The following is a 21,711-nucleotide window of genomic DNA, read 5'->3' on the forward strand; positions in this document are numbered from 1 at the left end:
CGAGGTGACGACATTTGACCTCAAAAGACTTAGTGACCCAATTAGATGAAAATACATTCATTGTTACTTCACAAGAACAAGAAAAGAAATTTCTTGAGCAAGCAATTTACGACTATAACAATAAGTCAAATTTTCGCTCTACATACTTCAATGAAAGTTCCAACCTGATTAATTTTAAGATAGACGACATAGATCGTCTTGCACTAAACGCTCAAACTACATTGAACAATGTCATTCAAATTAACAACATCGTTAGATATTTTGTAAACAAAAATGATATTCTAGGCAAGGTTTATGAAGCAATCGAGACTAATGTGAATTCGGAATGGTCATTAAGTTATCCTAATTATACAGACAAGGAAAAAGAGACGTATGATCAGGCTGACACTTTGATTAGAGAGTTCAACGAAAAAATCGGCTTAAGTAAACTTATAACTGAATCCATCCCTATGACCTACCTTGAAGGAAATTATGCCATCTACCTGAGAAAAGATATAAATAACGGCAATTACCAAGTTGATTATTACCCTCTTGGAATATGCGAAGTTGCAGATTATGAAGTCGCTGGGGAACCATACATCTTGATCAATATTAAAGAACTTGAGTCCAGACTAAGGAAAATATACAAAAAAAACAGGAAGAGTAAAGCCTTGTTTTACAGCAATATGGACGATGAGATTCGAGATACGTATCCAGAAGAAGTATATAAAGCCTATGAGAATAAAGAGCAATATGCAATATTGGATATACAAAACTCAGGTCTCATACGAGTTAATAACTTGAAAAGAAAATATGGCCTCTCCCCTATCTTCAAAGCGTTAAAGTCTGTAATTCGCCTAGAGAACATTGAATTGTCTGACGATAAGAACACATTAGTGCGTGGAAAGAAGATTATATTTCAAAAACTGATTAAAGAATTAGTCACTCAATCCAAGGATTTACCTAATATCACTTGGAGTTCAGCTCAAGCTAAAGCACATGTGGATCTAATGGCAGCTCTCAACAGTCAAGGTACCAGCGTCTTCACTGGAACCCCTTGGACAGAAAAAATCGAGTATATTGAACCAAAGCTTGAACAAACAAATGTTCAAGTAAAAAACCAATATAGACAAGAGATAATGACAAGTGTTGGGATTGCCTATCTAAGTACTTCCGATAAAGGTTATGGAAGTTCCAAGATTAGCATTGAAGAACTTATGAAGATGATTAATAAAATTGGAGAACAACTTGAAGGAATCCTTGTTAAGTGGTATAAGGGTGTGCTAATTGATAACGGCATTGATCCCAAATACTGTCCAAAAGTAAAAGTAATTGATTCTGAAAAACTAAGTGTTGAATTGTCTATGCAACTAGCACGCTCTCTTAACACAGAGCTAAATGCCTCTTTAGAAACAGTTTATTCTGTTCTTGGGCTTGATGTGAAAACAGAGGCAAAGAAAAGACAGCAAGAAAAAGAATCTGGATATGATGAAATATTTGCACCTCGAATGACAGCTTATACTAACAACGGTAAAAGTAATGACGATGCTGGTCGCCCATCTGACTCAGACGATTTAGATAAGCAGGATTACGATACTGATTACAACGACAATGTGGGAAGGTGACTTTATGAAGTCTATTACTAGGATGATGTGTCCATGTTGCTCAGAGACATTGTTGGTTTCTATGGGCAGTAACAACACCCTCGTACTAGGTGCTGAAAGTAAGCAATCTGAGGTTGAAGTTTCTGAAGCACTGAAACTGCTGAATATTGAGCTTGGGTAGTCTGATAGTAAAGCTCAGAAAGGTGGTGATTAAACAAAGTTATGGAAAATGAAATTATTAAATTACACAGTAATCATACTGTTTTGTTAAGTGAAGATGACAATGGTGACTCTATAGATGCGAAGTTCATAATATGCGACTTCTCCCCTAACGCCAATGATGTTTCTTTAAATCGTGACAATATAGATGATTGGATAGATACTCTATTAAATAAGCCAGTCGTTGGAAAAGTAATCAAAAAAGTTGATGGTAAACTAGACTTCTCTGGACACAATGCAAAAGTTGTAGAAGAAATCGACGAGAATGGAAATAAAGTTAAGACAGTTGAATTTGATACTGAGGCATTTGGCTCATTCTATGAGGTTAGCATAGAGGCCATTGATGATATTGATTATATAGTTGCACGGGCAAAAATTTGGAAGAGGTTTAAACGTGCTTACAAAGTTTTCAAAGAACGAGTTTCCAGTAAAAAAGGTTTAAAAACATCATGGGAAATTAGCGTGAATGAATCCCATATGGAGAAAATAAAAAATAAAAATATCAAGGTTATTGATTCGGGAATATTCATTGGTCATGCAGTATTAGGTGCAGATGTACAACCCGCTTATAAAAACAGTGGTGTGATTGATGTAGCATCCTTTGAGCAAGATACGGAATTAGCTGAAGCACTTTCTCAAGATATATTAGCTTTATCCGAAGACTTATCTAGTACAGAAGATAAAGACGAAACAAACCCATATGATGAATTAACAATTAGCGAAGGAGGCAATAAATCTGTGGATGATAACAACAAATTAGACACCTCCGCTCTTACTGAGAGCGATGTTTACCGTAAAGTGAGAAAAGCCATTAACAGTATCAATCAAGATAAGTATTACTATATGTCAATGATCTATCCATATGAGTTTAAAGCTATTGCATATGATTGGAATCGAGATAAGGATTCAGACTTCATTGAATTTACATATAGTGTGAACTCTGATGACACTGTTAGTGTCACTGGACAAAAAGAAGTTGAGATGGTCTTTATGCCTAAGTCTGATGTTGACTCTCAAATTTCCGAACTTCAAGAAAAACTTAATGAGGCAGAGAAACAAATTGCTGAAGCTGGAAAGTCTTTGACTGAACTATCAAAAGAAAAAGAACAACTTGACGTAACGATTTCTGAACTCACCCACTACAAGGAAAAAGTTGAGGAAATGGAACAGGCTGAAAAAGCAAAAGAGCTGGCTGAAAAGAAAAATGAATTAAAAACACTAACATTAGAAGATGATCTGATTACTTCCGAGGAGTTAGAACAAGATGAACAATTGTCTACCATCTTCTCTGAGTTGACTCTTGAGAACTTTGAAGCCAGTCAAGAGAAGATTGATGTGATTAAAGGTCGAAAAGCTATTGAGAAATTTAAGCTAAGCAAAAAAGAAAATACTGAAACTACGACCTTAGAAACAAGTAGCAAAAATGATTATAAGACAGTTAAATCTGCTTTGAATAATGGTGATGGAGATGCAATGTTCTCTGCAACTGACATCATCAAGTCTATTTTAACCAAAAATATTTAAACATCACTATTAGGAGGAATAAATAAATGCTTAGAAACGTTATTACTGGGCCTAAAACCGTTGAAATCTATAAAGTCGCCTCTGACATGAGTCGTGGCGCGATTGTCACCAAAAACTTTACTACTAAAGTAGCTGATAAAGCAAGTGATGTTGCTGTTGAAACCTACTTGGTGGACTATGACTCTCAACCTATGGGTCATCTTAGTGATGTTGAGATTTCTGCTTATGAAACTACTATGGATACAGTAAAAGCAAACTCTTATGCTGTACTAATTAAACCGTCAGTGGGATCACAATGGGCTATTGATCAAATTGTATCAGCAGGCTTAAAAGAAGGCGATTACTTGGTTGCAGGAACAGCAGCGAATGCTGGTAAATTGGTTAAAGCTACTGCTGGAAAAGTTTCAACATACAAGTATGTTGGTCCTTATATCGATGGTGATAAAACGTTACACCAATTTGAAGTTGTTTATCCATACACATTGGCTTAAGCAAAATTAAAATCAAGGAGGATAATTCCCTATGTCTAAACTATTCACAACTGAAATTGCATCTGCAATGCAAGAAAAGAACATTATCGAAGTTTCTGAGAGAGCTAAAAATAATACACTTGATTCAAGTGATAAAGAAATGATTGAAGTGCTTGATGTATTTGCCAAAGAGGTTGGTACATCTGGCAAAAGCTCAGATAACAATTTCTTGGTTTCCGAATTGATCAAACGTACAGTAGAACCACTTGTATTTCAACCAGAAACTAGCATCTTATCTGACATCTTTAACATGGGTTCCATTGGTGAGTTTGATGAAGCAATGTATACTGGTTTGCCCAGAAACACCATCACAGTACATGATGCAACTCGTGGTGGCAATGTTCCTAAAAGCTACGTTGATCCGGGCGTATTTCTGCCTGTAAAACATGCATTGCAAGTTGAAACTGAATTGAATTATTCTGATCTACGCCGCAACGGTTGGAAGTCTATTGCTAAGATGACAGAACTGACTCGTGAAGCTTTTGAGCAAGAAATGTTTTATCGCTTGTTTGCGGGTGTAGATGCTGCACTTGACAATGTTAGTGACGTACAAAACATTGACTCCGGTTCTGCCCTAACCCAAGCGAATGCCGAAGTGCTTGCTCGTTATCTTCGTGACATGTCCGAAGGGAATCCATTCATGGTCGGTCTATCTAAATATGTAGACCCTATTGCTCGTCTGAATGGCTATGAAACTTATCTCAGTGATGAGCTTAAAAATGAACTCAACCGTGTAGGTCGCCTTGCAATGTTTGATGGAGTACGCCTATCCTCTATTCCAACTGCTAAGAAGACTGCAAAAGGTAATACACTTGTACCAGACAAACGTATTTTTGGTATTGCAGGTATTATTGGTGACGCTCAAATGCGTGGTGAAATGCGCTACTACGAAACATACGACAATAACGCTGAAAAGGTAGACCTTAAATTTACAGGCTATGATTTTGAATATGTAATTTACTATCTTGATAAAATTGCTCGTATTACATTCTCTTAATAGATAATAAATAATGGACACTTATCACACAATGATGAGTGTCCCAAATTTTTGGGAGGGTTTGAAATGTCACTAGATATTTTGAATGGTAAAATTAGAGTCTATAATTACGAAAAATCTCCTGTTGGCTTTCCGAGTCAATATAATCAAATTGGAGTTTTCATTCGAGGACGAGAAGAAGATGAAGAATTCGTTGTAGAACGTGTCGCATTTGACGATGTTGAAGTTGAAAATAGCAAATCTGATCTTTTTAAGATTGGGAGACTCCGCTTTCATCCTGCCGAGGAAGATGAGATTTATTTAAAACTTGGCATTGAGGATCGGGAAAACATCTTTAATGATAAGCAATTACAGAAATTGCTCTTGACTGATTCAATTGAAACTATAAAGAGGATTAGTTCAATTAAGTCTATCACCCTCATTACCAGAATGAAATCAATGCTATTTACAATGGAGAGATCTGGTAAGACGCCTCCTCATAACTGTACTGCTGTGGTTACTGAGCGATTAAATGAGTTAAAAACTGGTGGCAAGAGGAATCCTGACAGTGAGATCAACAGGATCTTGGAAAAGGACAAGAAAGCCAACGATGATGCAAAACTAACAGAAACAGTAAATGAATTGATCAAAAAGGTAGAGCAACTTCAAAAGGATAATGAACAAAAAGACGAAACTATTGCTAAGTCTCAATCAGCTATTGAGATATTATTAGCTAAAGTTGAGAACCTTGCGATTAGCCCTCAAGATACTATTCCAAATGAAAAAACTACTAAGCAGGCAGGCAGACCACCTAAAGACAAGTAGGTGAATTAATATGGCTACATCATACGAATTGTTGTTTGAAAAGTTCATCGGAAAGATAAAAAATGATGATGAATTTTTCAACTACAGCAATCTATCTGAAACGGAGATTGAAGAGATGATCAACAGTCATCTTACTTCATTAATTGATCGATCTGTTGGCTTCATTTACAAATTTGGAAATCCTGACATCGATCTTTATGACAAAGATGATGAGTTGCAGCAATTCAACGTAGATCTTGTAAATCAGGAAGTAGATCTGCTGACAGATATCATGTACTTCACTTACATTGAAGAGCAAAGAAATAAAATTAAGACGTTTAGCCTGACCTTTAGAAGTAATGAATTGAATGTTTTCTCCCCTGCTAATGAAAGGCGAACCACTCTCGCTATGATTGAGAAGGTCGAGGTTTCCACAATAAACTCAGTACAAAATTACCTCGCTAGAGACAGATTAACTTGGAAATATAAAAGTATATATTCAGGGAATAATTCACCATGAAGATTGATGAAATAATCAAGTTAAAGAAGTTTGTCGAAGGTGGCACCTTTCAAAATGGCAGAATAGAAAAATTATCAGATCGATACTCTCAGCAAAATGCCAATGCCATTTCTTCATTTGACATCATCATTGCTTCTAATCGAGCTAATGTGGTCTATAGAAATGGGCTCTCATACAAGTGCGTTATTGACTATGGTAAACTCCCCTCAAAATCCAATCTTAAGAGCGCTCAGCAGAATTTCAATCGTGAACTATGGACAAGACGAACAGACATCTTTAAGACTGGTGACATTGTAGAATTTACTCACGACCCTTTAGAGAAAATGCAAACTTTTATCCTTTTGAATTCCATAAATACTAGGGATGAATATGATCTCAGTATAATGCAAGCGACACAAGGTACACTGAAATGGCTAGATCCTTTCGGTTTTATTAAAGAAACACCATTTACTCAAAAATCTAGTTCTTCTGCCTATCCCCTTCAAGACGATAAAATTATGATTTTATCGAAAGAGAGACGAGTTATTCTTGTCCAAGCAAATGATGATACAAAACAAATTAAGAAGGATAGGCGTTTCATCTTTGATGAGCGTTGCTGGAAAGTAATTGGATATAATGGCCTAGTTGAAGGGTTGCTTGAGTTAACACTTGAGGAAGATCAATTCCATGACACTCTTGATAATATTGAATTACGGATTGCTGACTATTATGGAAAAGTTGCTAACTACAAGGTGAGCATCCTAAATGGTAGTAGCGGCAGTCTTTCTCTCGATGACAGTCTACAGTTGAATGTTCGTGTTACAAATAATGAATCTGTTGTTGACTCCCCTCCCCTGCTCTTCACTTCTACAGATGAATCAATTGCCACGGTTGACGTGAATGGATTAATCACCCCGATATCTGTTGGTGAAGTGGTTATCAATGTTGAGTGCAATGGGGCTATCTCAAATATCACTCTACAAGTAACCGAAAAAAGAATATATAACTACACACTTGATATCTTAGGCAGTTCAGAGATCAAGATAAATCAACCTCAAGAATATCATGTCATTTTTTATAGCAACGGGACTCCAATACATGACAAGGCCACTTTTACATTAACATCATTAGATGGTACCCCTACTACGCTTGCCTCAATTAAAACAACTACAGATACTTCCTGTGTTGTTACGGCTGGTAAAACGACTGGTAAGCTTCTTCTACATGCAGCAAATCAAAATGGTCTTATTACAGGAAGTAAAGAAATTAAAATTAAATCACTAATATAGGAGTGTTGAATGTGGGTCAGGCAATCATCTCCTTGGGTAAGCTCTCTGTCGAGAGTTTCATTTCAAGTGGAACAAACAACAACTATCTAATTTTCAAACCACTCCCCTACTCTCGTCAAAACAGCAGTGGGATTGATGGTCACCTGCAATTCAATGGTATTACAGCTACAGAAATTGTTGATGCAGATCTTGACGTGGCACTAACAGGTTCGGATTATTCGTTTGCTGTTGGAACGGATAATAAAATTAAACTCGCTTTTAGTAAGACCCTTCATATTACTAAATCTGAGGCAATGAGTGCGCTAAAACATGTTGATGTCACTTATGAACTGGGGAACCTTAAGTTAGATGGAGATAACTACACTTTAATTGCTCGTGACAGTACAAATGATGAGGTTCACTGCACCACCCCTGTAACACTTGATCAAGCCATGAAAATTATTAACACTCTAGACATGAGTCGTGATACTAATTCAGATGGCTTTATTCGCTATGAGTTGGTTCATGACTTTGTTGTTAGTTAGCAGGTGACTCTTTAGTGGCTAACTTTGAATTTTTAAGTGGCAACTTGAACAATGTTTTACTAGAATTGATAGATTCTCAGGAACTATGCAAACTATTACACTATCCTTCGTATGACCCGTTATCTGAGCCAGATATTAAAGATACTTCTGAACTTCTATTTGATAAAATCCACCCCTATCCACGAGTACCAGAGGTAACTGCGACTACCACTAGCAACCTCAATGTAATTTTTGATTCATTTGCACTTGGAGATGCAAGCAGTATTAAGGAAGGTCTATTAAAGTTCACCATTCTAGTTCATAACGAACTCTGGAGAACGGAAGGTGCATTAAGACCGTTTCTCATCATGTCTAAAATAGACAACATATTTAATGATAAACGGATTATCGGTCTTAAAAAATTGCAATTTGAAAGAGCAAATTTCATTTGGGCCAATGAGAAGTTCTCTGGGTATCAGGTTAGCTACAGAATGGTTAATGCAAATTAGGTGAAGTCGATGTCTTTGAATAATATCCTAGCCAAACCACAATATGTAGACGGTGTTGGAGATATCCATCCAATAAAGTTGGTTGATTATGACCACTTCCAGAAGTGTTCTTATCCATTGTACTATTCAATAGCTCATTTTAAAGGTTATGAACAATATCCCTTACTTGATCTCATTCTTGAAGGAACTGGAGACAGGAACATAATCTTAAATTTAGAGTCTCTCTTTTCTTTAGCATTGAGAAGAGATGTGTCATTTGTCTCAAACGATTCGCAGTATGGCTTTTTGATTGATGAAGATCACGCTATATCGAACTTAAACTACGATCAGGTTCGATTAATCATAATGAAACAAAATATCGTGTTTGAGCAAAAGGTGTACGACAATCCCCTAGTTCAGCAGTGGGCAGAAAAGGTCATGAAGGCTAAATCAAAGAACGCTGCGAAAATTGGTGTTGAGGAAATGCTTTCGACAGTTTCAGTTTTTAAAGGCGTCTCATACGATATTCTGGCTGAACAAACATATTATCAACTGTATGCTGACTTTCAGCGAATTAATAAATTCAAATCTTATGATACTTCCATCCAGATGGCTTGTGCGGGAGCAAAGGACATAAACATCGAGAACTTTGCTGAAGAAGTCAACATGTATGAGAACCCGTATGATAATTTATTCGTTAGCTCAGGAAAGTTAAATGATTTGAATAAGGCAATGCAATAAGAGCAGAAATGCTCTTATTTTTTATACTACAAGGAGGAATATATTAATGGCTTTCGTAGCAGACGTTTTCGATGCTATTTTAATTGACGTTGATACAGGAGATACAATCGCTACAACCACTCTACAATCAGGCAATCTTGAGGTTTCTGTTTCTGAAAATGAAATTCGAGGCGGTAAAGGTAATGCTCTATTGGGATTATTGCACGTTTCTCGGGACATTAATGTGTCATTGACAGATGCAGAATTTAAGTTTGAGTGGATGGCTAAACAACTTGGTCAAACTGTAATTACTGGTGCTGGAACCGCCTATGCTATGCCTGAATGGTATACAGTCATGGATAATGCTGGCACAAAGGAAATTACATTGAAAGAGGAACCAACAAGCATCGATAGTGTTGTTCTCTATGACAAGAATGGTGTAAAACTTACTAAAACAACTGATTTCACATTGGACGAGAAAGTAATTACCATTACGAAAACTGGAGTCAACGCTACCGATAAAGTGGAAGTCCGTACCTTCACATATGCAACTGCTGCAACTACTCAGACGATCAATATCGATAGCTCTGTTTTTGCTAAAGGGGTTAAATTGATCCTTGAAACAATTGAGATTTCAGGTGATGAAAAACCACTTAATAAAATCCAATATCAGTTCCCTTCTGCTGTTCCTGCTGGTAACTTCTCTATTCAGACATCCTCTGAAAGAAGTGCTCAGGCTCAACAATTTGATCTTAAGATTCTTAAGCCATCTGACAGTACAATCGTTGGTCAAATCGTTCGAATTCCAATTGCAGCTTAATATACATAAAATTTATGGGTGGTCAGGAGCAACACTCCTCCACCCTATTCAAATAAAATACAGGTTTCATTCAAATTAGGGAGGAATAATTGAATGGCTAGTAAGAAACATAAAATTACTTCCAAGTTTCTTGATCAACTTGACAAAGAATTAGAGAAAAAACGCGTCATTCACATTGAAACAGTTAAAGGAACTGCTGAAATTACAATTGATGAGTATTTTGGTGAACTAAAGATTAAGAAAATCATCTCCGATTTAATGGAGGCTATGAAACCTCTTCTTGAATCAGAGGATATTACTCCTGATGATTTGGTTACACCTGCTGCCCTACTTCCAGTCTTTATTATGCGTGAATTTACTGATCTACCTATCCCACAAGAAAATGATTTAGCTATTCTTTCTGCTGTAAGTGAGCGCCTAGATAATCATGGTTTTGTTAGACAGGTATTTACTCAACTTAACCAAGTTGAAATTGATAAATTGAATAAAATTGTTGGGGATTCATTTAAAAATCTTCCGCAAATTCAACGTATGATCCAAGAGTTGTATGCAAAGTTTTATCTCCAACAGATGACCAAGGAAGAAGTTGAGGAAGTTGGTGACATTCAAGAATCTGAATGAGTTAAGTAAGTATGCAAACACTCTAATAAAGAATTCGCTAAAAAATGATGTTGCTCCAATGGTAAAAGATAAGATGCAAAATCATGTTCAGAAAGATGTTTATGACGTATATAAACCAAAAATTTATGAACGCACTGGCGAATTGAAGAAAGATATAGTGATCCGAGAATTAGTTGATGGTGTCGTAATCGTTCCAACAAGGACAGATGAGGAAACAGGACGATATATCCCAGAAGTCATTGAGTCGGGCAATGGCTACTCGTATAACTACGGTTATGGTTATGAGCAGCCAAGACCATTTGTTGAGAACACTCGTAAGGAATTACGTGATACTGGTGCACATGTTGAAAAACTGAAACAAGGTTTGAAAGCCAGAGGCTTAGATGTAAAGTAGGTGAAAAGATTGAAAGTATTAAACGAAAATATGTATCGAGAAAGAGCTGACAGACTTGCCAAAATTACAGAAGATCAATGGAAGCAAATAAACAAATTCAACAAGGAAAAAGTTGAGGAGTACCTATTGGAGTCCACTCACCTCTCTAAGCAAAGTCAGACTCAATACAAGTCAGCACTTCGCCAATTCTATTATTGGGTTCATGAGACATACGGAGAAAAGAAACGTATTCATGAATTGAAGAAAAAGGACTTTATGAGGTTTCAGAATATGCTTCTTAGACGAGGTATGTCGTCAAACGCAATCAAGCTCAAGAGAAGTTGTGTTTCTGCTCTCAATAAATATCTTATCAACTTCTATGAGGATGAAGACGAGTTTTCAACTTTTAGAAACTTTGTTGATGGTGTTCCAAATCCCACTCCTAATAAAGTGTATAAGAAAATACCTTTATCACATGAGGAATTTGAATTGATTCTACAGGTACTTGAGGAAGATGAACAGTGGCAAATCATTGCAGCGCTCCACCTCTTGTACGCTTCAGCTTGTCGTAGATCTGAACTAATTCAATTACATAAAGAAATTGTTGGCTATCCATATGTTAAAGATAAGGATGGAAAAGATACGAGTTATTACAAAACTCATGAAGTTAGGGCAAAAGGAAGAGGCATTGACGGAAAGCCGAGATCTCTCCTCTTTGACGATAAAGCCCGAAATGCAGTTTTGAAGTGGTTAGAGTTTCGTGGAGATGACAACTGTCCGTACATCTTCGTATCAAAACAAAATGGTGAAGTTAAACAAATCAATGTTACAACCGTCAACTATTGGTGCAAAGAAGTCATGTCTGACATTATTGGTCGACGAGTCAATCCCCACTTGATTCGTGGCACACGTAGCACCCACATCCTTGAAGAAGGCATTAATATTAAGCAAGCGCAAAAACTACTGGGTCATGAAGATCCCTCTACTACTGATAAGTTTTATGACTTACGCGAGAACAAAGATGAGTTTAACGATATTTTCTAATACGTCTTCAACAGTATCAGTAGGTATACTCCCCTGCTGATAGTCTTGGATACGTATCTCAGTCTAATCAATTTCTAGTTTTATCAGACTTACGTTTAGGTAAAAAGTTCTAAATATTAACAGGATTTCCCTCACTTTCTGTCGAATTTAGCACGATGCGTAGAAGGGAGGGGTCGTTATATTGGATATTGATAAAAAAGTTAATAGCCTATTATCTAGTATCTACAAATTTCAAAAACTTGATTTTGTTGATAAAGACAAATACATCCAAAAAACAAAAGAATGGCTTGTCAGTATTGTTGATAGAAATTATAAAATCAAGACTAGACCAAATAATGAAAAGAAATCAAGAGGTAGACAGAACGTTTACTGTTTAGATTTTGGTGTGAATATTGGATCTGAATTTAACTATTTTCATTTCTGTGTTGTAGTCAAGGAGTTCGATAGAACTGCAATAGTGGTTCCATTATCCACTGAAAAAGAGAATGATGCCGATTGGAAAAGTGCAGGAAATTTGGTTATTCCAATTGGTGAAATTGAAGATATGCCGTATGATAAAAAACCTTGTTATGCTATGGTTAATCAAATTAAATCAATTAGCAAACAACGTTTGACTGATTACTACGATAAAAAACAGTCAAAGCACATTAAAATGACTCTAAATCAAAATCAAATGAAATTGATTTTTGATGCAATTACCACTATTGGTGAGCAAGAAGTAAAAAGCAAATCCCCTGAAAAAGAAAAAGTTGACAATTTATCAGCTTCTGTTTTATAATGATATCAATAACTTAGGCTTAATTGCCGACTCGATTTTATTTAAAAGGCTTAATTGCCAACTACCTACAAAAAGAAGCCCATTTTTTGATAAATAGGTTTCTTTTTGATTTTACTAATATTACTAGTTGGTTTCACATTTAAACCACTATCCAAGTATAGTGGTTTTTTTGTTTTACTCTCCCCTACTCCACTTCATCCGATTAAGATAAACTGTTTAAATGTTTTGCTCTTTTGGAATGTGTTGTGGTTGGATTACTCTATATAAACTAAAAATAATCGATTTACATACACTTATCTTCATGTTATTATAAGTACATACAGAAAAGGGAGTCGTTAGACTCCCCCCATTTAAATCAAAACATAACCATAATCAAAATTCATTTCACCAAATTCATCAGCATATTCTCTTTCAATCCAATTGCATAACCCTTCTTTAACTGATAAAATACCATTGAATGTTTTGCCAGTGGCTGCTACCCAATCAAGCAAGTCCGTAATACTTGCAAGTTGGAACTTTGAATCAATAGACGCAGCATAAATCCTATCACCAGTCAAAAGCCACTGGCACTCTGATTCAGTGAAGTTATAATGGCAAATGTAGATTGCTCTATAAGGTGTATTCACTATAAACACCTGCTTTGACTGTTTCTTTGATTCCCTGAATGTAGAGCAGCTCTCCTTTCTTGCTATTTACCAATTTTGCAATGAACTCAACTCCTTTCGATGTTGCAAGTGTTTGCTGTGAAATTCCTATGCCAGTTGACGATCTCACTGGTACATCAATGACTTTAAAGTAGTCCTTATCAATGTATTGCTGATGAGGAAGGTTTCTTTTGTAGGGACAATTAGAGTCGATTAATATATTTTCATCTCTAAGAAATGCATATAGTCGATTCCTCCCCCACTCTAAAGACTTAGCAACTTGACTCATGTTTTGACAACCTTCTGCATTCATTAGAGTGTCATACATTTCAACCTTTGGTTGCTGTTCTGATATTGTTTGGTGAAGTTGTTCATTCTCTTCAACTTTAGCAACAAGTTCAATTAGAGCCTCTTTATATGTCGCAGGTAACGTGAATTGCTGAGACTGACTTGGGAGTATGTATTGTCCTGTTTTTCGAATTGATGGAAGAACCTCGTGTGTAATCCATCGTTTAAATACTTTTGCTTCTGGCTTACGTGATGTGAGGATTAGTGAATAGAGACCTGCTTCGTTGATTAGCCATGTTTCTCTATTTTGACCTGACAGGAATATTGTTCCGATCAGCTTCTCGTCATCATCTAATCGGTTAACTGCTTTTCGAGAATCTGAATGCTCAAGTAAATCACAAACGTCTTTTGCAAGAAAGTAAGTTTGATCATTAATGAAGAACACCCTTAGTTCTGTTTCATGGTAATAGAAAATCTGTTGATGCTGATTCATTATAAACATCTCCTTTATTGTAAATGTGTTCATATTGAACACTTCTTGATTTTGATTATAAGTATTCATCATGAACACTGTCAAGGAGAATTATTATGATAAATTCCCTATTTGCTGAAAGAGTGGCGAAATTGAGAACCGAGAATAATATGACGCTAGAGACTTTCGGAGAATTAATCGGTCTGACAAAAAGTTCTGTAGGTAATATAGAGAAAATGAGAAAGCCTGCAAGTTTAGATGTAGTTTATAAAATTGCTGAACAATTCAATGTCTCAATAGATTATCTTCTCGGCAGAACAGATAACCCAGAAATTAATAAGTAAAGACCATTACTCCTTGTATTTGGGCAATGGTCTTTTTTTATTGAAATTACATTTTTCTATACTTATCTACGTTTTAACATGGATTACTTTTCCTTTTCATTGTATAATGCTGGTATCATTGATGAGGGGATGTGCTCATATGACACAAAACCAAGAAAAGAAAAGCAGAAAATCCTCAATAATTGGCCTAATTCTTATTGGTGTGGTTGCCGCAATTATATTTTCTAGTTGCAATAGTGACAAAAGCAAAATTTCTAAAGCAGCATACGGGAAATTTGCCAATGACATAGTACTTAATGGTGGTGATCCACAGTTTAATATAGATTTTATCAATATCAATGGGAATAGTGCGGAAGTCGGATATAGATTGCTTGGAGGAAGTTATAAAACCACTGCTACAAAGTTAAATGGTGAATGGATTATTAAATAGTACAGTACTTTAAGAAGTAGGGTTCTCCCCTACTTCCTTTTTTATTTTTTTAAAGGAGTGGGAATATGACTAAAAATAATGAAATGCTAAAGATTTTAATCCTTGGTAATTTAGATATTAAATCCACTGCCTATGAGATTAATAATCAACTAAAGCAACTAAAATTAACCAATCTAAATCTAAAAGTGAATATAGATTTAGGTGACGCAAGTAAAAAGACATCCTCTCTAAAAAACGATGCTCTCTCCTATCAAAAATGGTGGGAACAAGTTCTACAAAGACAAGAACTAGAAAGAGAACGCGTTCTTCAATCCGAGCATAGAACACGTTCTGCTCTTGAAAGAAAAGCTGCTCAAGAGCGCGAAAGTGCATTACGTGAAGAACAAAGAATTAGAAAAGCGCTAGAAGATCAACGAATAAAAGAGGAACAAAGAGTATCAAAAGAAAGAGAAAAAGCACTACAAGAAGAGCAAAAACTACGTAGAAAAATTGACCAAGAGCAATCTAAGCAACAGAAAACTCAACAGCAAAATCAATCAGCGGTCAACCTTTTCCAAGATAAGGCAAAATACAATGCTGATAGATTATTGCAGAATTTGGGCAAAAGTGTTGATAAAAGAGCTTTACAAGAATGGCTAAATGAAGTTGATAAGCTAACTAGCAAAACTCCCAAACTACAACAAGAAATTGCAAGATTAAATGAGCGATTTAGGCAGATTAGCACAAGCGCTTCCGATGCTGGGAGAAGAACTTTTGATCTGGGCCAACAGATGGAACATGCATTTAAGAAAATCGCACTTTGGACTGCTGCTGGTGGGATATTTTTTGGTGCACAAACTGCTCTTCGAAGCCTCTTGTCAGTTATTGTTGAAGTAGATACAAAATTAACTGAACTTAGTAAAGTTATGAGTAATGACACTGATTTTTCGAAGTTAATGAGCAATACAATGGAATTAGCAAATACATACGGTCGCTCCTTAACTGAAGCTCAAGATAGCCTCATAGAATTTGGAAAGGCTGGCTATGAAGCTGAGGAAGCTTTGAAGCTGACAAATGCCACCCTTCTTGGCGCAAATGTAACTGGTCTAAAAACTGGTCAAATGGCTGAATACCTCACTGGCGCATTAATTCAATTTAATTTGACTGCTGAAGAATCTACAAGGGTAATTGATAAATTAAATGAGGTTGACAATAATTACAGTGTTACATCTCTAGGATTGGCACAGTCCATTGCTAAAGCTGGAGAAAGTGCTCAAGCCTTCGGTGTTACTCTCGATGAATTAATCGGGATGACAACTGCCATAGGTCAAGCTACTAGAGAGTCAGGGAATGTTATCGGTAGAGTTGCCGCCTAATATGGAGACATATTAGTGAAAATCTCCACTTATTGACTTGGAACTCCTTATAGGAAGACAGGGCGCAAGGGTAATGCCAGCGTGAACGACTAAGTGTGGAGACTACCTTCACGGTAGAAGCGATAGTCTGAACTCTATGGAGACATAGAGAGTAAGGTTGAAGCGCCTTACCGCTATACCATGTATAGTCAGTAGCCTATTTGGTGAAAGTAACAGATTGAACTCCCTGAAAACTGTGTTTGCTAGACTTAATATGGACGGAACTCAAGATGCGTTAGCCACTATTGGTGTGGCTGTAAAAGATGTTAATGGTGAATTGCGCTCTGCGACTGATATTTATACAGAAGTCGCAACCAAGTGGGATTCCATGTCTCGTGCTCAGAAAACTTATATCTCTGAGAGTCTTGCTGGAAAATATCATATCACTCGAATGACAGCTCTTTTAGACAATTGGGACACTGCCATGAGAGCTGCCGAAACCTCTCAAAACAGCCTAGGTAGTTCAATGGAAGAAAATAGAAAGCATATGCAAAGTCTAGCCTCAGCAATTAATAAAGTTCAAGCCGCAGGACAAGAGCTTGCCTTTACAATTGGTGAAGGTGGACTTCGTGATGTGATGTACTCTGTTTTAACATCCACCGCAACTTTTATTAAAGGTGTAACATCACTTTCTGATAGTGCTACAGGCACAGCTATTGCCATTACATCTCTAGTTGCATCAATTGCAGCTTTTAGAATTGGCGCTACTGGTGCTGCCGCCACACTTCCATTGCTAACTGCGGCTTGGAATGCCGCTACTGGAGCAGTAAAAGGCTTTACTGTGGCCTTGATGCGCAACCCTATTGGATTATTGGCAGTTGGTCTTGCTACAGCAGCAACTGCTGCCATCTCTTACTTAGGCGCACAAAAAGAACTAACAGAAGAAATTATTAAACTTGATCAGTCTGCAAAACAGGCAAATGACACTCTTAAGAGCATTGAAGAGACACTGTCCTCTATTGGTGGGACTAAGAAGCAAGACATACTAGACTATGATAAAACAATCAGCAATCTTGAATTAGTTAAAGAAAAACTTGATGAAGTAGTAAAAGCAGAGCAGGAATACATTAACCACGCTAAAGATTTAGATCCAAACTTCTCTTTACATGATGTTGGTATAGATCCAAACAATATCAGTCAAGAATTAAAAGACTTGGCTCAATCTGCTGGGATTAACATTCTAAAATTTAACTCACTTGGCGAAGTTATCGAAGCTGTAAATGGCAAATTGAATGGAATGAAGGAAACATCTAAGCGTCTCAAGGAAAATGATTTAACAAGTTATCTTGAGGAAAATGGGCAAAAAATTAAATTACTCAATGGATTACTTGAAGATCAAAAAAATGGCCTTGAATTAAATCAGGGAGCGCTTAGTAAACTAAAAGAGCTAGGAATTGAATATAATTCAGTTTTAGAAGAACAAAACGGCAAGATTGGCTTAAATATCACCAATACGAATAAACTTTCGCATGAATTATCTAATGCAGTAAGCGCTAGAATTGCCCAGTTAGAACGCGAAACTGCTGCCGAAGAAAAATCTTTGATTGCTTTTCTTGCTAGTATGAACATTAAAATTAGCAAGATTGAAGAGTTTGGATTGGTAAATGGTCAATTAACCAGTGAGCTAAATAAGCAAGCAAATGCAGGGAATGCTGATGCTTTAAGGTTTGCGGGTGGTGCAATATCCCGTTCTGCTGGTGCCATTCAAAAAGCAAAAGATGATTTGTTGGAATATAAAGCTTTATTTCAGTCATTGAAATCTGAGGGACAGATCGGTTCTGGTGACACTAAAAAGAAGACGCCTTCAGCATCATCAAAGTCGGAATATGCCCCACTGACCACTGAAGCTAAGAAACTCTTAGAGATTGAAAACAAGCTAACAGAAGTCCAAACCAAGCGCCAGCAACTCTCCCCCACTTCTGATGATTATCGAAACAATCTCCAAGACGAGAAAAATCTGCTTCAAGAAAAAATTAGTCTTCTCCAAAAAGAATACGATTTAGTTACGAAAACTCAGCGTATTGGTGGAAAGTCAAACAAAGTCGGTGGTTCAACTAAGGATTCGGACGATGCTCTAAAACGAGCAAACGAACTCAATCAGCAAATTATTAAGTTACAGAGCGATCTTTCCAATCTTACGTTTGATCAAGTTAATTCATCAATCGAAGAGTACACAGAAAAGAATCAATATCTCGATGGTCAACTTAAGCGTGTAGAATCAACTATCTCCTCCCTCTCCTCCACTTCTCAGGAATATCGAGATGGATTACAGGAAGAGGTAAATATTCTTCAACTTAAACAGGACAATTTACACTCTGAAGCTGAACTTATCCGTAATCAATTAGCCAACGGCAGACTCACTCTCGCCCAACAAGATCAACTAAAGAGAAAACTGCAAGAACTCGGTAATGAATGGCTTGAACTTAATAATAACATTAAATCTAAAAATATTGAAGTGGCTAACAGTAAATTCGAGCAGCAAAACCAGATCATTGACCAGTTAAATGCAAACCTAGAGCAGTCTAAAGCTCGGATGTCTGGGTTGGTTGAAGGTAGCGATGATTACAATGAGTCTTTAAGCCAACAAAACAGTTTACTCATCGCTATGCGTTCAATCACAGAGCAGCAGATTGCAAGCACTCTTAGAGAAATTCAAGTAACAGATCAGAAGTCTGCTCGGTACTTTGACTTAGTTAAGCAACTTAATGGCCTCCGCTCTGCTCAAATTGGCTATAACAACGCCCTTAAAGAAAATCAAGCTCTGAGGATTCAAAGAATCAATGAACAATGGGACAAAGATGTTGCAAAAGAAGTTAAGAGGGCACAGGAGTTAAGAGATGAAATACTTGACTCTTTAAAGAAACTACTAAATACAAAAGACTTAGAGTTTGACTCTACTTCCATAAAAACCAAAATTACATCTGCGTTAAATAATTTAAAGAATCTCAATGGTGAGTTTGTCATTGATCCTAAGATTAAGTCAATTGACTCCTTTGAAGAACTTGAATCGCTCATAAATAAATACACCAAGAATCTTGAGACGGTTAACAAGGAAACCGAAGATTTATTCAAACAAGGCGGCACTAAGAGTGATCTTGTTGATGCTATTAGAGATGAAGCAAAATATGCGTCCAATATAAAAAAAGATATCAAAGAAACGAACAAACTCCTTGAACAAAAGAGACTCCAGTATGATCAAATAGAAAAATCTCTTGAGTATCAAGTCTCACTTATCGAGAAGCAAAGAGATAAAGTTATTTCTGATCTTCAAAACTCACTGGATGTCCCTATTGAGATCGATTGGGAGAAAATCAAAGATGACCTAGTTGACCTGGGTCAATCAGGGAAAATCGTTATTGATGATATTGTTCTTGATTTAGACAATGCTACCGTAGTTGGTGATGTTTCTAGTGACGTAGGCGATATTACTCAAGATATCGTGACTGACTATAAGAACATCACTGAATTGAACAAAAAAATCGAAGAGCAGAACACTATCTTTGACAAACAAGAAGAAATCAGAGCGAAAATCTCTGATCTAGAGACTAAAGGAAAAACTGACACCAAAGAATACATCAAGTTGAAAAAAGAACTTGAATCACTAGATAAGGCTGCTCTTGACGCTAGGAAAAAGATACAAGAGTCCATTGAAAAAGAAGTCGAATTACTTAACGATCTTCGTGATGAAGAGAAGAAAATCAAAGAGGAAATTCAAGAACGCGAGACTGTCTACAAGCGCCAAGAGGAACTTCTTAAAGGTCAGCTCGATCAAGTAAAGAAACAGATTGAGTCTACCAAGAATCTATATGATGAGCAAATTAAGGCACAAAAAGACAAGCTCGATCTGTTAGATGAGCAAATTGAACGTGAAGATCGCCTAATCCAACGAACGAAACTTCTTCAAGAACTTGAAAATGCTCGTAATGATAAACGCTTTGAGTATGTGAACGAGCATGGTGAAATTGAACTCACTTATGACAAAGGTAAAGTAGCCGAACTTGAGCAACAACTTGCTGATTTTGACAAAGAAACACAGCGCAATGATCAACGGAAGCAAATTGAAGATGAGATTAAACGCCTTGAGGAGTTAAGGGATAAGCAAATCACTGAGTTAGAATCCTCGATTGATGATATAGAGTCTAACCTAGACAAACTTAAAGAAACTCATGATAAAGAAATCGCCCAACTTAACTTCTATCTAAACCAGAATAAGGCTCTTCAGGATAAACTCTTAAGCAATATCAATAAACATATCTCTGATCTTGAAACATCTTTCAATAAAGAAATCCAGTATCAGAACTCACGTATTGAGAAACTTAAGGCAATTCATCAGGCTGAAATTCAGGCATATGAAGCTTTTATTGCTGGTCTTGAATCTCAACTTGATAGACTCAATGATGACATTGGAGCCAAGATTGATGATCTGGCGAAGCGCCTTGATGAAAACATTGATAGCTTTGCTGAAAGTGCTTGGGACTTGGGGTTATTAGCTAAAGACATTAAAAAGATTGCCGAGCAAGTTTCAAGCATCAATATCTCTTCCCCATCAAAAGGCTCTGGCAGGCTGAGAGAGAAGCATGTAGGTGGCATTGTTGGAGATAAAGCACCAAACAAAGCTACACAGTTAGCAAACAAGATATTTAATGCTAAGCCCAATGAAACAGTTATCAAGTCATTAATAGGAGAATTGCAAATCCCGCCCAAGAATATTGCGCAAAACTTTATCCCTGCAATGCAGAATTTTGCTAATCAAGTATCAAGTATGGTTAGTGGTAGAAATACAACGCCTGCTGTTGTGAGTCAGGATACGCATTATAACTTTGGTGATGTAACAGTCAAAGCAGACAATCCAATGCAGCTATTCAGAGGCTTAGACAATATCATTAATGCAAGGAAAAAATAAACCAGAGATTGATTTCTCTGGTTTATTTGGAGGTGAACACAATACTTCAAAAACCCTATAATCTTATTCCTACTGGTGGTGTAGCCGTTGATGCGAAAGAAAATATTGTTATTTCTTGGTCTGTTTCAGGTGATATTCAAACCGCATTTGAAATTAAAATATACGACAATACAAATAACACCCTATCTTGGTCACTCCCTAAAACATCAAGCTACTCTTTAAAATATAGCCTCCCCTCTTCTACGCTTACAAATGGAAAAGAGTATAAATGGCAAGTCATTATTTATAACGAGGCTAATAAATCAATTGCAAGTGACTTCCACGTTTTTCAGACATCATCTAGACCAACAATAACGGTTAATCAAATACCTACAGTTGCAGCCCCTTCATATATGTTTACAGCAAATTATTCGCAAAAGGAAGGAATTCTAATCCGATCATGGAAAGCATTGCTGTATGATGAAG

21 protein-coding genes and 1 pseudogene are annotated in these 21,711 nt (G+C 36.6%); 20 read left to right on the top strand and 2 right to left on the bottom strand.

What is annotated here, in order from left to right:
* Positions 1 to 14 precede the first annotated feature (14 nt).
* From ACIFQN_RS34945 to ACIFQN_RS35015, 15 genes are all read left to right on the top strand, one after another.
* On the top strand, positions 15 to 1,604 hold the full coding sequence (locus ACIFQN_RS34945; protein ID WP_429837661.1) for a hypothetical protein: 1,590 nt from the start codon (positions 15 to 17) through the stop codon (positions 1,602 to 1,604).
* 201 nt (positions 1,605 to 1,805) lie between these two features.
* Positions 1,806 to 3,326, top strand: a complete 1,521-nt coding sequence (locus ACIFQN_RS34950) for a hypothetical protein (RefSeq protein WP_429837662.1) — start codon at positions 1,806 to 1,808, stop codon at positions 3,324 to 3,326.
* A gap of 26 nt (positions 3,327 to 3,352) precedes the next feature.
* Positions 3,353 to 3,817: a hypothetical protein gene (locus tag ACIFQN_RS34955; RefSeq protein WP_429837663.1), complete on the top strand. Its 465-nt coding sequence runs from the start codon at positions 3,353 to 3,355 to the stop codon at positions 3,815 to 3,817.
* Positions 3,818 to 3,848: 31 nt separating this feature from the next.
* Entirely contained in the window at positions 3,849 to 4,853 is a 1,005-nt protein-coding gene (locus ACIFQN_RS34960; protein WP_429837664.1) for a hypothetical protein, read from the top strand.
* 66 nt (positions 4,854 to 4,919) lie between these two features.
* Entirely contained in the window at positions 4,920 to 5,657 is a 738-nt protein-coding gene (locus ACIFQN_RS34965) for a hypothetical protein (RefSeq protein WP_429837665.1), read from the top strand.
* Positions 5,658 to 5,667: 10 nt separating this feature from the next.
* Positions 5,668 to 6,156 carry a hypothetical protein gene (locus ACIFQN_RS34970; protein WP_429837666.1) on the top strand — a complete coding sequence of 163 codons (489 nt, stop codon included), beginning with the start codon at positions 5,668 to 5,670 and terminating at the stop codon, positions 6,154 to 6,156.
* The gene (locus ACIFQN_RS34975) at positions 6,153 to 7,424 is read left to right on the top strand and encodes a hypothetical protein (RefSeq protein WP_429837667.1); all 1,272 of its coding nucleotides are present in this window, start codon (positions 6,153 to 6,155) and stop codon (positions 7,422 to 7,424) included. Before ACIFQN_RS34970 ends, ACIFQN_RS34975 begins: the two co-directional genes overlap by 4 nt.
* A gap of 11 nt (positions 7,425 to 7,435) precedes the next feature.
* Positions 7,436 to 7,948 carry a hypothetical protein gene (locus ACIFQN_RS34980; protein ID WP_429837668.1) on the top strand — a complete coding sequence of 171 codons (513 nt, stop codon included), beginning with the start codon at positions 7,436 to 7,438 and terminating at the stop codon, positions 7,946 to 7,948.
* A gap of 14 nt (positions 7,949 to 7,962) precedes the next feature.
* Positions 7,963 to 8,436, top strand: coding sequence for a hypothetical protein (locus ACIFQN_RS34985; protein ID WP_429837669.1), 474 nt, complete (start codon positions 7,963 to 7,965; stop codon positions 8,434 to 8,436).
* A 9-nt stretch (positions 8,437 to 8,445) separates the two neighbouring features.
* Positions 8,446 to 9,156: a hypothetical protein gene (locus tag ACIFQN_RS34990; protein ID WP_429837670.1), complete on the top strand. Its 711-nt coding sequence runs from the start codon at positions 8,446 to 8,448 to the stop codon at positions 9,154 to 9,156.
* A 46-nt stretch (positions 9,157 to 9,202) separates the two neighbouring features.
* Positions 9,203 to 9,955, top strand: a complete 753-nt coding sequence (locus ACIFQN_RS34995; protein ID WP_429837671.1) for a hypothetical protein — start codon at positions 9,203 to 9,205, stop codon at positions 9,953 to 9,955.
* 93 nt (positions 9,956 to 10,048) lie between these two features.
* Positions 10,049 to 10,576: a hypothetical protein gene (locus tag ACIFQN_RS35000; protein ID WP_429837672.1), complete on the top strand. Its 528-nt coding sequence runs from the start codon at positions 10,049 to 10,051 to the stop codon at positions 10,574 to 10,576.
* Between the two features lie 58 nt (positions 10,577 to 10,634).
* The gene (locus ACIFQN_RS35005) at positions 10,635 to 10,970 is read left to right on the top strand and encodes a hypothetical protein (protein ID WP_429837673.1); all 336 of its coding nucleotides are present in this window, start codon (positions 10,635 to 10,637) and stop codon (positions 10,968 to 10,970) included.
* A gap of 9 nt (positions 10,971 to 10,979) precedes the next feature.
* The gene (locus ACIFQN_RS35010) at positions 10,980 to 11,993 is read left to right on the top strand and encodes a tyrosine-type recombinase/integrase (RefSeq protein WP_429837674.1); all 1,014 of its coding nucleotides are present in this window, start codon (positions 10,980 to 10,982) and stop codon (positions 11,991 to 11,993) included.
* A gap of 181 nt (positions 11,994 to 12,174) precedes the next feature.
* Complete coding sequence (locus ACIFQN_RS35015) at positions 12,175 to 12,771, top strand: type II toxin-antitoxin system PemK/MazF family toxin (protein WP_429837675.1); 597 nt, start codon at positions 12,175 to 12,177, stop codon at positions 12,769 to 12,771.
* A gap of 350 nt (positions 12,772 to 13,121) precedes the next feature.
* Here ACIFQN_RS35015 and ACIFQN_RS35020 read toward each other — a convergent pair whose 3' ends face one another.
* Both ACIFQN_RS35020 and ACIFQN_RS35025 read right to left on the bottom strand, forming a co-directional pair.
* The gene (locus tag ACIFQN_RS35020; protein WP_429837676.1) at positions 13,122 to 13,397 is read right to left on the bottom strand and encodes a hypothetical protein; all 276 of its coding nucleotides are present in this window, start codon (positions 13,395 to 13,397) and stop codon (positions 13,122 to 13,124) included.
* On the bottom strand, positions 13,381 to 14,196 hold the full coding sequence (locus tag ACIFQN_RS35025) for a phage antirepressor KilAC domain-containing protein (RefSeq protein ID WP_429837677.1): 816 nt from the start codon (positions 14,194 to 14,196) through the stop codon (positions 13,381 to 13,383). The genes ACIFQN_RS35020 and ACIFQN_RS35025 overlap by 17 nt, the downstream gene beginning before the upstream one ends.
* 95 nt (positions 14,197 to 14,291) lie before the next feature.
* Here ACIFQN_RS35025 and ACIFQN_RS35030 point away from each other — a divergent pair, with 95 nt between their 5' ends.
* The 5 genes and pseudogenes from ACIFQN_RS35030 to ACIFQN_RS35050 form a co-directional block, all read left to right on the top strand.
* A complete protein-coding gene (locus ACIFQN_RS35030) occupies positions 14,292 to 14,519 on the top strand; it encodes a helix-turn-helix domain-containing protein (protein ID WP_429837678.1) in 228 nt (75 codons plus the stop codon).
* Positions 14,520 to 14,658: 139 nt separating this feature from the next.
* Complete coding sequence (locus tag ACIFQN_RS35035) at positions 14,659 to 14,949, top strand: hypothetical protein (protein WP_429837679.1); 291 nt, start codon at positions 14,659 to 14,661, stop codon at positions 14,947 to 14,949.
* 65 nt (positions 14,950 to 15,014) lie between these two features.
* Positions 15,015 to 16,304: a phage tail tape measure protein gene (locus ACIFQN_RS35040; RefSeq protein WP_429837680.1), complete on the top strand. Its 1,290-nt coding sequence runs from the start codon at positions 15,015 to 15,017 to the stop codon at positions 16,302 to 16,304.
* 217 nt (positions 16,305 to 16,521) lie between these two features.
* A complete protein-coding gene (locus tag ACIFQN_RS35045; RefSeq protein WP_429837681.1) occupies positions 16,522 to 21,246 on the top strand; it encodes a hypothetical protein in 4,725 nt (1,574 codons plus the stop codon).
* A gap of 32 nt (positions 21,247 to 21,278) precedes the next feature.
* Positions 21,279 to 21,711, top strand: a pseudogene (locus ACIFQN_RS35050) (hypothetical protein); the annotation flags it as partial.

Source organism: Brevibacillus sp. NRS-1366 (assembly GCF_050467985.1).

Coding starts and splice junctions, on each gene's coding strand:
- ACIFQN_RS34950 (WP_429837662.1), top strand. CDS start 1,806: ATGGAAAATGAAATTATTAAATTACACAGTAATCATACTGTTTTGTTA.
- ACIFQN_RS34955 (WP_429837663.1), top strand. CDS start 3,353: ATGCTTAGAAACGTTATTACTGGGCCTAAAACCGTTGAAATCTATAAA.
- ACIFQN_RS34960 (WP_429837664.1), top strand. CDS start 3,849: ATGTCTAAACTATTCACAACTGAAATTGCATCTGCAATGCAAGAAAAG.
- ACIFQN_RS34965 (WP_429837665.1), top strand. CDS start 4,920: ATGTCACTAGATATTTTGAATGGTAAAATTAGAGTCTATAATTACGAA.
- ACIFQN_RS34970 (WP_429837666.1), top strand. CDS start 5,668: ATGGCTACATCATACGAATTGTTGTTTGAAAAGTTCATCGGAAAGATA.
- ACIFQN_RS34975 (WP_429837667.1), top strand. CDS start 6,153: ATGAAGATTGATGAAATAATCAAGTTAAAGAAGTTTGTCGAAGGTGGC.
- ACIFQN_RS34990 (WP_429837670.1), top strand. CDS start 8,446: ATGTCTTTGAATAATATCCTAGCCAAACCACAATATGTAGACGGTGTT.
- ACIFQN_RS34995 (WP_429837671.1), top strand. CDS start 9,203: ATGGCTTTCGTAGCAGACGTTTTCGATGCTATTTTAATTGACGTTGAT.
- ACIFQN_RS35000 (WP_429837672.1), top strand. CDS start 10,049: ATGGCTAGTAAGAAACATAAAATTACTTCCAAGTTTCTTGATCAACTT.
- ACIFQN_RS35005 (WP_429837673.1), top strand. CDS start 10,635: ATGGTAAAAGATAAGATGCAAAATCATGTTCAGAAAGATGTTTATGAC.
- ACIFQN_RS35025 (WP_429837677.1), bottom strand. CDS start 14,196: ATGAATCAGCATCAACAGATTTTCTATTACCATGAAACAGAACTAAGG.
- ACIFQN_RS35030 (WP_429837678.1), top strand. CDS start 14,292: ATGATAAATTCCCTATTTGCTGAAAGAGTGGCGAAATTGAGAACCGAG.
- ACIFQN_RS35035 (WP_429837679.1), top strand. CDS start 14,659: ATGACACAAAACCAAGAAAAGAAAAGCAGAAAATCCTCAATAATTGGC.
- ACIFQN_RS35040 (WP_429837680.1), top strand. CDS start 15,015: ATGACTAAAAATAATGAAATGCTAAAGATTTTAATCCTTGGTAATTTA.